The 11,824-nt window shown below is 39.6% G+C and carries 8 protein-coding genes and 1 other annotated feature; all 8 genes read right to left on the reverse strand.

The genetic code is table 11. The features are described 5' to 3' along the window. Positions 1-2 precede the first annotated feature (2 nt). Positions 3-416: a 30S ribosomal protein S12 gene (gene rpsL, locus IKV95_RS04015; RefSeq protein ID WP_029091548.1), complete on the reverse strand. Its 414-nt coding sequence runs from the start codon at positions 414-416 to the stop codon at positions 3-5. Between the two features lie 274 nt (positions 417-690). After that, positions 691-4,296, reverse strand: coding sequence for a DNA-directed RNA polymerase subunit beta' (rpoC, locus tag IKV95_RS04020; RefSeq protein WP_029091549.1), 3,606 nt, complete (start codon positions 4,294-4,296; stop codon positions 691-693). Between the two features lie 110 nt (positions 4,297-4,406). Continuing rightward, on the reverse strand, positions 4,407-7,967 hold the full coding sequence (gene rpoB, locus IKV95_RS04025; RefSeq protein WP_036027303.1) for a DNA-directed RNA polymerase subunit beta: 3,561 nt from the start codon (positions 7,965-7,967) through the stop codon (positions 4,407-4,409). A gap of 192 nt (positions 7,968-8,159) precedes the next feature. Beyond that, a complete protein-coding gene (locus IKV95_RS04030; RefSeq protein ID WP_287451429.1) occupies positions 8,160-8,762 on the reverse strand; it encodes a class I SAM-dependent methyltransferase in 603 nt (200 codons plus the stop codon). Positions 8,763-8,975: 213 nt separating this feature from the next. Further along, the gene (gene rplL / locus IKV95_RS04035; protein WP_029091551.1) at positions 8,976-9,338 is read right to left on the reverse strand and encodes a 50S ribosomal protein L7/L12; all 363 of its coding nucleotides are present in this window, start codon (positions 9,336-9,338) and stop codon (positions 8,976-8,978) included. A gap of 30 nt (positions 9,339-9,368) precedes the next feature. Continuing rightward, positions 9,369-9,872, reverse strand: a complete 504-nt coding sequence (rplJ, locus tag IKV95_RS04040; protein ID WP_152792286.1) for a 50S ribosomal protein L10 — start codon at positions 9,870-9,872, stop codon at positions 9,369-9,371. A 36-nt stretch (positions 9,873-9,908) separates the two neighbouring features. After that, positions 9,909-10,043, reverse strand: a sequence feature (ribosomal protein L10 leader region). 46 nt (positions 10,044-10,089) lie between these two features. Continuing rightward, positions 10,090-10,782 (reverse strand): 50S ribosomal protein L1, encoded by a 693-nt coding sequence (gene rplA, locus IKV95_RS04045; RefSeq protein ID WP_029091553.1) that lies wholly within the window; start codon positions 10,780-10,782, stop codon positions 10,090-10,092. Between the two features lie 115 nt (positions 10,783-10,897). Next, the gene (gene rplK, locus IKV95_RS04050) at positions 10,898-11,323 is read right to left on the reverse strand and encodes a 50S ribosomal protein L11 (protein WP_029091554.1); all 426 of its coding nucleotides are present in this window, start codon (positions 11,321-11,323) and stop codon (positions 10,898-10,900) included. Positions 11,324-11,824 lie beyond the last annotated feature (501 nt).

An 11,824-nucleotide genomic window follows, 5' to 3' on the forward strand; every position in this document is an offset into this window, starting at 1 on the left:
GATTATTTTTTAGGTTTCTTAGTTCCGTATTTAGAACGCGATTGTAGACGACCGTCTACTCCTGCAGTATCTAAAGCACCACGAACGATGTGATAACGTACTCCAGCTAAATCTTTTACGCGTCCCCCACGAATAAGAACAACACTATGTTCTTGTAAGTTGTGACCGATACCTGGAATGTATGCAGTTACTTCGATTGAGTTAGTCAAACGAACACGTGCATATTTACGTAAAGCCGAGTTAGGTTTACGAGGTGTCATCGTACCAACACGCGTACATACACCACGTTTTTGTGGAGAGTTCACGTTTGATTGCGCTTTTTTGAAGCTGTTGTAAGTTTTACCTAATGCTGGTGATTTTGATTTTGATACAGACGCTTTACGCGGCTTACGTACCAATTGGTTAATAGTAGGCATTTTTGTTTTCCTCCTCCCGAAAATTGTAATAGTTTGTTGTGATTTAATAAGCACACATATCCAAGCGTATCATTTTTATTTTAAAATAAAATGTTGTAGTTAACTACAACGACCAGATCATGTTTTTATAAATCTCATGACTTCTAAATGAAGTACCTTAAATATCTTACCATTTAGAATTCTATCCGTCAACCGCAAATGAATTTTTATTTTAACAAAGAATGTTCACACCCTCTTAGCGAGAGTGCGAACGCCAATGTTAAACAAAATTTATTTATTCAGCAGAACCTTCTGTCGCAGTAGCAACTTGTGCGCCTACGAGTTTAGCTTCAGCTTTACGATATTTAGGCATACCTGTACCAGCTGGTACAAGTTTACCAAGGATAACGTTCTCTTTCAATCCGATTAAGTTATCGCGCTTACCTTTAATTGCTGCATCAGTTAACACACGTGTTGTTTCCTGGAATGAAGCCGCAGATAAGAATGATTCAGTTTCAAGAGATGCTTTAGTAATACCGAGTAACACTGGACGACCCGTAGCTGGTTGACCACCAGAAAGGATTGTATCTGTGTTGGCATCTTTAAACGCGCTGATATCCATTAATGTTCCTGGTAAAATATCAGTTTCACCTGGATCAAGAACACGTACTTTACGAAGCATTTGGCGAACCATTACTTCGATATGTTTATCGGCGATTTCAACACCTTGCATACGGTAAACTTTTTGAACTTCACCTAATAGATAGTTTTCAACAGTGATAACATCAGTTACATGAAGTAATTCTTTAGGGTCGATTGAACCGTCCATCAATGGATCACCACGACGAACTGCATCTCCGACTTTAACTTTCAAGCGAGCAACCATTGGTACAGTATAAGTACGTGTTTCTTGTGTACCTGTAACAGTGATTTCACGTTGACGGTTAGCTTTTTCTTCGATTGCTTTAACTTCACCAGTTAATTCAGTAATAACAGCGTGACCTTTAGGGTTACGTGCTTCGAAGATTTCTTGAATACGAGGTAAACCTTGTGTAATATCCGATCCGGCAACCCCACCAGTATGGAAAGTACGCATTGTTAACTGTGTACCAGGCTCACCGATAGATTGTGCGGCAACGATACCAACTGCTTCACCAACTTCAACTTCTGAGCCGGTTGACAAGTCTTTACCGTAACTGATTTTACTTACACCGTGCTTAGTATTACATGTAAATACAGAACGAATCCATACTTCTTTAATACCAGCAGCAGGAATTGCTTCAGCAATTTCTTGTGTGAATAATTCATCAGGACGAATCATTACTTCGTTTGTTTCTGGATGACGTACTGTCTTCGCAGAATAACGACCTTCAAGACGTTCAGTTAATGTTTCGATAACCTCTGGTCCTTCAACAATATCAGAAACAAGAAGACCGTGATCAGAACCGTCATTTGTTTCACGCACGATAACATCTTGCGCAACATCTACAAGACGACGAGTAAGGTAACCTGAATCGGCTGTTTTAAGAGCTGTATCCGTTAAACCTTTACGAGCACCATGTGATGAGATAAAGTATTCAAGAACGTTTAGACCTTCACGGAAGTTAGATGTGATCGGTAATTCAACGATACGTCCAGAAGGATCGGCCATCAAACCACGCATACCAGCTAACTGCGTAAAGTTAGAGATGTTACCACGGGCACCAGAGTCTTGCATCATGAAGATTGGGTTTAAGCGATCTAAGCCTGCAATCAGTTTGTTTTGTAACTGATCTTTTGCTGCATTCCAAATCGCAATAACACGTTCATAACGCTCTTCGTCTGTCATTAAACCACGTTTAAACATTTTTGTTACGTTATCCACTTCATCATGAGAAGCAGCAAGAATTTCAGGTTTATCTTTCACGACGATGATATCAGAGATACCAACTGTAATACCAGCAAGTGTCGAGTATTTAAAACCTTGATCTTTCATGCGGTCTAACATTTTTGAAGTTTCAGTAATGTGGAACAATTTGAAAATTTGAGCGATAATTTCTTCCAAGTTTTTCTTTTTGAAAGGTAATAAGAACGCTTGTTTTTCAATATGTGCTTTCACATCTGTTGTAGTAGGAACAAAATATTGAGACGGCGTAGCCACTTCAAGATTCGTTTTAGTTGGTTCATTCAAGTAAGGGAATGATGGTGGTAAGATTGAGTTGAAAATCATTTTACCAACAGTAGTGATCAACAACTGGTTGTTTTGCTCAGCTGTGAACGTTTCATTTCCTAATGAAGCTGCTGCAACCGCAACACGAGAGTGCAAATGCACGTATCCGTTTTGGTAAGCAATCATTGCTTCGTTAATATCAGTAAAGACAAGACCTTCACCAACAATGTTTTCACGCTCTAATGTTAAGTAGTAGTTACCAAGAACCATATCTTGAGATGGTGTTACAACTGGTTTACCATCTTTAGGGTTCAGAATGTGGTTTGCTGCTAACATTAAGATACGTGCTTCAGCTTGTGCTTCTGGTGATAGAGGTACATGGACCGCCATTTGGTCACCATCGAAATCGGCGTTGTATGCAGTACATACTAACGGGTGAAGACGAATCGCACGGCCTTCAACTAAGATTGGCTCAAACGCTTGGATACCTAAACGGTGAAGCGTAGGTGCTCGGTTAAGTAACACTGGGTGTTCACGGATAACGTCTTCTAAAACGTCCCAAATTTCTGGTGAGTGACGTTCGATTTTACGTTTAGCGCTCTTGATGTTGTGAGCTAATCCACGTTGAGTTAATTCACGCATTACGAATGGTTTGAATAATTCAATTGCCATTTCGCGCGGTAAACCACATTGGTACATTTTCAATGAAGGTCCACAGACGATTACTGAACGACCAGAGTAGTCAACACGTTTACCAAGTAAGTTTTGACGGAAACGCCCTTGTTTACCTTTTAACATGTGTGACAATGATTTCAACGGACGGTTACCTGGTCCAGTTACTGGACGGCCACGACGACCATTATCAATCAAGCCATCAACAGCTTCTTGTAACATACGTTTTTCGTTTTGAACGATGATGCTTGGAGCACCTAAGTCTAGTAAACGTTTCAAACGGTTGTTACGGTTGATAACACGACGATATAAATCATTTAAATCACTTGTTGCAAAACGGCCACCTTCAAGTTGTACCATCGGACGAATTTCCGGTGGAATAACAGGTAACACGTCTAATACCATCCAGCTCGGCTTGTTGCCAGAGTGACGGAAAGCTTCCAATACTTCAAGACGACGGATAGCACGTGTACGACGTTGACCTTGAGCTGATTTAAGCTCTTCTTTCAATTCAGTAACTTCGCCTTCTAAATCAACAGCGTCTAAAAGACGTTTGATTGCTTCAGCACCCATTCCTGCTTGGAAAGATTGACCATATTTTTCGCGGTATGCGCGGTATTCGCGTTCTGATAATAATTGTTTTTTATCTAAAGCAGTATCGCCAGCTTCTGTTACTACATATGATGCAAAGTAGATAACTTCTTCTAACGCACGAGGAGACATGTCTAAGACAAGACCCATACGGCTTGGGATTCCTTTAAAGTACCAAATATGTGATACTGGTGCAGCAAGTTCGATGTGTCCCATACGTTCACGGCGGACTTTTGATTTTGTGACTTCAACGCCACAACGATCGCAGACAACACCTTTATAACGTACGCGTTTGTATTTCCCACATGAACATTCCCAGTCTTTGGTTGGTCCAAAGATACGCTCACAGAAAAGACCATCACGTTCTGGTTTTAAAGTACGGTAGTTAATTGTTTCAGGTTTTTTGACTTCGCCAAAAGACCACGAGCGGATTTTATCAGGTGACGCTAAACCTATTTTCATATACTCAAAATTATTAACATCTAACAAGGGGTCAACCTCCCTATCGTTTTTTGTTTATCTGTTAAAACTCCGACATTTTCTTATATAAACACGCATAACGAACTGTAAATACAGCTCGTGCGCATGTTTTCATTAAATTAGTCTTGTTTTGTTTCTTCTTGAATAGGTTCATCTTTTTTAACAGCTGCAGATGGTGTTAAGAACTCATCATCTTTTACGTAATCTTCATCATCAAGCTCACGTAATTCGATTTCTTCATCCTCAGCAGACATCATTTTAACATCCATACCTAAACTTTGTAATTCTTTAATCAATACTTTGAATGATTCAGGAATTCCAGGTTGTGGTAAGTTCTCACCTTTGACGATGGCTTCGTATGTTTGCACACGTCCAACAACATCATCAGATTTGTAAGTAAGAATTTCTTGGAGGATATGAGCTGCACCGTAAGCTTCAAGTGCCCAAACTTCCATCTCACCGAAACGTTGTCCACCAAATTGTGCTTTACCACCAAGAGGTTGTTGCGTAACAAGTGAGTAAGGTCCTGTTGAACGAGCATGTAATTTATCATCAACCATGTGGGCTAATTTAATCATGTACATGATACCAACAGAAACACGGTTATCCATTGCTTCACCTGTACGACCATCATATACGATTGTTTTCGCATCTTCTGCCATACCAGCTTCTGCAACTGTGCTCCATACGTCTTCTTCACTCGCGCCATCGAATACAGGTGTTGCAATATGAATGCCTAATTTGCTAGCAGCCATACCTAAGTGCAACTCAAGAACTTGTCCGATGTTCATACGAGAAGGTACACCTAATGGGTTTAACATTACGTCAACCGGTGTGCCATCTGGAAGATAAGGCATGTCTTCTTCTGGAAGGATACGTGAGATAACACCTTTGTTACCGTGACGTCCAGCCATTTTATCTCCGACATGGATCTTACGTTTTTGTACGATATAAACACGTACTAATTGGTTTACGCCTGGTGCTAATTCATCGCCGTTTTCACGTGTAAATGTCTTAACATCAAGGATAATACCGCCACCACCGTGAGGTACACGAAGTGATGTATCACGTACTTCACGTGCTTTTTCACCAAAGATTGCATGCAATAGACGTTCTTCAGCAGTTAATTCAGTTACACCTTTAGGCGTTACTTTACCAACTAATAAATCACCATCTTTAACTTCAGCACCAACACGGATAATACCGCGTGAGTCTAAGTCTTTCAAAGCGTCGTCGCCGACGTTTGGAATATCGCGTGTCATTTCTTCAGGTCCAAGCTTCGTGTCACGCGCTTCTGATTCATACTCTTCAATATGAACAGATGTATAAACGTCGTCTTTTACAAGGCGTTCGTTCATGATAATCGCATCTTCATAGTTGTAACCATCCCATGTCATGAAAGCAACAAGAACGTTACGACCTAAAGCCATTTCACCAAGTTCCATTGATGGTCCATCAGCTAAGATGTCACCAACAACAACACGGTCACCTTCGCTTACGCTTGGTGTTTGGTTATAGCAAGTACCAGGGTTAGAACGTGCAAATTTTTGAAGTTGGTAAACATCAGTTTGTCCTTCTGTTTCCGCACCATCAATCTCTGCAATACGACGTACTTTAATGTATTTCGCTTCAACGTGTTCAACGATACCATCATGTTTCGCTTTAACTGCTGCTCCAGAATCTCGCGCAGCAACGTGTTCCATACCTGTACCGATAAACGGCGCTTCAGGGTTTAATAATGGAACAGCTTGACGTTGCATGTTGGCACCCATGAGGGCACGGTTGGAGTCATCGTTTTCCAAGAAAGGAATACATGCCGTTGCGGCAGATACAACTTGCTTAGGTGAAACATCCATGTAATCAAGGCGTTCTTTTGTTACCGCTAAGTTTTCAGAACGGAAACGCGCTTTGATTTCTTCATCCAAGAATTGACCGTTTTCATCTAACAATGAGTTTGCTTGAGCTACAACGTAGTTATCTTCTTCGTCAGCAGTCAAGTAATCAATATCGTTAGTTACAACGTTTGTTTCAGGGTCTACACGACGGTATGGCGTTTCAATGAAGCCATAACGGTTTACACGTGCATATGAAGACAATGAGTTAATTAAACCGATGTTCGGGCCCTCAGGCGTTTCAATCGGGCACATGCGGCCGTAGTGAGAATAATGTACATCTCGCACTTCGAAACCAGCACGTTCACGTGTCAAACCACCAGGTCCTAATGCTGAAAGACGACGTTTATGTGTCAATTCGGCAAGCGGGTTCGTTTGATCCATGAATTGTGATAATTGAGAGCTACCAAAGAACTCTTTAATTGCTGCTACAACTGGACGGATGTTAATCAATTGTTGCGGCGTAATTGTAGTCATATCTTGAATTGACATACGCTCACGTACAACACGTTCCATACGGCTTAAACCGATACGGAATTGATTTTGTAACAACTCACCAACAGAACGTAAACGACGGTTACCTAAATGGTCAATATCGTCTGTTTCGCCGATGCCGTGTAACAAGCCAAAGAAGTAACTTACAGAAGCAACAATATCAGCAGGTGTTACATGCTTAACTGTATCTTCAAGGTACGCGTTACCAATAACATTAACCACTTTGTCTTCATCTGTAGGAGAGTAGACTTTAATAGATTGAATAGTAATTGGTTCTTCAAGTGCTCCACCATGAGGTGTTAAAGTCGTGAATCCAAGACCAGACTCTAATTGCTCCATGATTGCATCCAATTTACGACGATCTAAAATCTCATCTTTAGAAGCAACAATCTCACCTGTTTCAGGGTTGACTAATGTTTCTGCTAAACGTTGATTAAAGAGACGGTTTTGTGGATGTAATTTTTTATTAATTTTATAACGACCAACGTTTGCTAAATCATAACGACGTGCGTCAAAGAAACGCGTGTACAATAAGTTTTTAGCATTTTCTACTGTTGGTGGTTCACCAGGACGTAAGCGCTCATAAATTTCTAGCAACGCTTTGTCAGTGTTTTCTGAGTTGTCTTTTTCAAGCGTATTGCGCAAGTACTCGTTATCACCGATTAAATCGACAATTTCTTGATCTGTACTGAAACCTAATGCACGCAATAATACTGTTGCAGGTAATTTACGCGTACGATCAATACGTACGTAAACAACATCTTTAGCATCAGTTTCTAATTCTAACCAAGCCCCACGGTTCGGAATCACAGTTGACCCGTAACCTTGACGTCCATTTTTATCCATACGATCATGGAAATACACGCCTGGAGAACGTACTAATTGCGAAACGATAACACGTTCCGCTCCGTTGATAATGAAAGTACCCATTTCCGTCATCAATGGGAAATCACCCATGAAGACTTCTTGATCTTTCACTTCGCCAGTTTCTTTATTAATCAAACGCAATTTCACACGTAATGGCGCGGAGTAAGTAGCGTCACGCTCTTTTGATTCCCAAATTGAATACTTGGGATCTCCTAACGAATAATCAATAAATTCCAAAGATAAGTTCCCCGCAAAATCTTCAATCGGAGAAATATCATGAAACATTTCTTTTAAGCCCTCATCTAAAAACCACTGATAAGAAGCTGTTTGAATTTCGATTAAATCTGGTAACTCCAACACTTCGCTGATACGTGCGAAACTTCTGCGTTGGCGATGACGTCCATACTGTTCAACATGTCCTGTCAACCCATTCACCCCTCAAAGATTCGTATTTTTTAAACAGTGCAATACACCGTTTATCCATAGCTGAAAACACCGCTATATAGCCTGTTTCCAACCTTAAAAAGCTATCATTAGGTTTTTAGGCCAACAAAAAAACCGCCCAATGATACCTATTATATTGGCATTATAATATCATACAACAATACCGTACTACTGTCAAGACTTTTCGCTGCGTAATATCCAATAGCCTTTTTCTTTCGTTACAATCTCACAGTTGCCAAAAACAGTAATCAACTTCTCTTGTGCCGATGGCGCACCTTGTTTCTTTTGAATCACAGCCCAAATCGATCCACCGCTTTTTAAATACTCATAAGACTGCGCTAAAATTTCGTGCACAACTTGTTTCCCTGCCCGAATCGGAGGGTTTGTTAAAATCGCTGCGAAATCTTGTTTTTCAACCTGAGTATAAGCTGCACTTTCGTACACACTCACATTCGCCACTCCGTTAATTTGTGCATTTTCAAGCGATAATTCCAACGCTCGATCATTAACATCAACCATATGCACTGTTCGTTCGCTCGCTTCTTTCGCTAAAGCCAAACCAATAGGCCCATATCCACAACCAACATCGAGAATATCTCCCGCTATCGTTGGCATTTCAAAGGCTTCGAGTAATACGCGCGTTCCAAAATCGATTGTGTTTTTAGAAAACACACCTGCATCGCTAGTAAAACGTAAAGCTTGTCCTCTAAGTTGAAATTCAAGCTGTTTTCGTTCATGTGCTAAATCTGTATTCTTCGTATAATAGTGTCGTTCCATTTTTATCCCTCCTTTTCTTTATAGAGGAATCTTATTCTTATAAATAAAGAAAAAAAGAGCTGTTTGTATTAAGCCCTTGTTGATTTACTTACCGCAATTGATATAAATCAACGACGGCAAGACACACCAACAATCATATCTAACACATCCTTAGACAGGTTAGTTACAACTTAAACAAACAGTTCTGTATTTACGCTTCGTTTTAAATAATAATTATTTAATAACAGCGCTTGCGCCAGCTTCTTCAAGTTGAGCAAGAATTTCTTCAGCTTCAGCTTTAGCAGCAGCTTCTTTGATTACTTTAGGAGCGTTATCTACCATTTCTTTAGCTTCTTTTAAGCCTAAGCCAGTAACAGTACGTACTACTTTGATTACTTTAACTTTAGAAGAACCAGCAGATGTTAATTCAACATCAAACTCAGTTTTTTCTTCAGCAGCAGCACCAGCAGCAGCAGCAGCTACAGGAGCAGCAGCAGTTACACCAAATTCTTCTTCGATTGCTTTTACTAAATCGTTTAATTCTACAACAGTTGCTTCTTTTACAGATGCAATGATATCTTCAATATTTAAGGCCATGATATTATTCCTCCATTATTATAGTTTTTTTTATGCTTCTTCTTGTTCTTTTTGTTCTGCAACAGCTTTAGTAAGCATTGCGAAATTACGCATTGGCGCTTGTAAAACTGATACCAACATTGAAAGTAAACCTTCGCGTGATGGTAGGGAAGCGATAGTGTTAATTTCTTCAGCACTAACCACGTTACCTTCGATTACGCCAGCTTTAATTTCTAACGCTTCATTCACTTTCGCGAAATCGTAAAGGATTTTAGCAGGAGCAACAACGTCATCATTACTGAATGCGATTGCGTTAGGACCTGTTAAAACCTCGTTTAAACCTTCGTAGTTTGCAGCAGTAGCAGCACGACGAACTAAACCGTTTTTCAACACTTTAAGTTCAACACCAGCTTCACGTAATTGTTTACGTAATTCGGTTACTTGCTCAACTGTAAGACCACGATAGTCAACGACGATAGTAGATACACTATTTTCTAATTTTGTTTGGATTTCAGAAACCAAACCTTTTTTGACTTCAATAGCAGCTTGACTCAAAATTTACACCTCCTCTAAAATTATTGACACTTCATTATAAGCAATAAAAAACCTCTGCACACCGTAGATAGCGTCAGAGGTTTTACTGATAAATCAGCAATCAAAAAATCCTCGGTAGGTTTTTAAAACGCAAGCGTTCCCTACTGTCTACGGTAAGAGATATTTAGTTATCACCAATGTTCTAAATAATATCAGAACAATCGGATGTTGTCAACTATTAACCAAGAGTTGAAGGATCAACTTTAAGACCAGGTCCCATTGTTGAAGCAACTGCTAAGTTTTTAATGTAAACACCTTTAGATGATGACGGTTTAGCTTTAAGAACAACTTCATGTACAGCTTTGAAGTTTTCCATTAATTTTTCAGTACCGAAAGATTTTTTACCAATGATGAATTGTAGGTTACCTACTTTATCAACACGGTATTCAACTTTACCAGCTTTAATGTCGTTAACAGCTTTAGTAACGTCCATTGTAACTGTTCCAGTTTTAGGGTTAGGCATTAAACCTTTAGGTCCTAATACACGGCCTAAACGACCAATTTGGCCCATCATGTCTGGAGTTGCAACGATTACGTCGAAATCAAACCATCCACCTTGGATTTTCTCAAGGTATTCAGATTCACCTACGTAATCAGCACCAGCAGCTTCAGCTTCAGCAGCTTTAGCGCCTTTTGCTAATACTAAAACACGTTGAGTTTTACCAGTACCGTTCGGTAAAACAACAGCGCCACGAATTTGTTGATCCGCTTGTTTAGGATCTACTCCTAAGCGGTATGACAATTCGATTGTTGCGTCGAAATTAACAAAGTCAATTTCTTGCACTAAATCAAGAGCTTCAGATGCAACATAAGCTTTATCTGCGTCAATTTTTTTAGCAGCTTCGATATATTTTTTGCTTTTCTTAACCATTTTTTATTCTCCTCCTCAAATGTGGTATTAGCGGAATTTCCTCCCACCTTTAAGGTCGTACCAAAAGCACAACCTTTTAAAACAAAACATGCCTATTCAAAAGCATCCTCAAAGATTAATCTTCGATTGTGATACCCATTGAACGTGCAGTACCTTCAACCATAAGCATAGCAGCTTCAACACTACTTGCGTTTAAGTCAGGCATTTTTGTTTCAGCGATTTCACGTACTTTATCGCGTTTAACAGTTGCAACTTTGACTTTGTTTGGTTCACCAGAACCTTTTTCAAGACCTGCTGCTTTTTTAAGTAAAACAGCTGCTGGTGGTGTTTTTGTTACAAATGTAAATGAACGATCTTCAAATACAGAAATAACTACAGGGATAATTAAACCTGCTTGGTCTTGTGTACGAGCGTTAAACTCTTTACAGAAGCCCATGATGTTAACACCTGCTTGACCTAACGCAGGACCTACCGGCGGCGCTGGATTTGCTTTACCTGCAGGGATTTGTAATTTTACTACTTTCGTTACTTTCTTAGCCATGAGACACACCTCCTTAAGTCAGTGATGTGGTTAAATTGGGTGCTTTACACCCTCCCACTCATCTTTGCTCTTGGCTGATACGTTTGAACACGTACCTTTGAATTCTATCATCTCAAAATGATTTCGTCAACATAATATTTCAATAATAGTTGTCTTTATTTGATATAGTAACATGCCGCCCTTATATTTATTCATACAAAAAAATAATATCATTTTCTTTATAAACTTAGCTGAGCATCTCGAGTTCCACCCTTTACTGAAAATGATATGAAGTCAACCATCCGTTTAATACTGTATTTTTTATCGTTAGCAGAATAGCTAACGCTGATATATTTAAAAATGTATCTCCCTAACACTGGTTTTTTATTTTCGACCGTAGAATCTATTTTGGTATTCGGTATCTCTAACGTTGTTTTTGTTCTCTAGCACCTCGATCTAATGGTACTCAATTCCTGTTAATAAAGAAATGGCACTCAATTCCCCATGATAAGCCCCGTCCCA

The sequence above is a fragment of the Brochothrix sp. genome (genome assembly GCF_017549435.1).
GTDB classification, from domain to species: domain Bacteria; phylum Bacillota; class Bacilli; order Lactobacillales; family Listeriaceae; genus Brochothrix; species Brochothrix thermosphacta.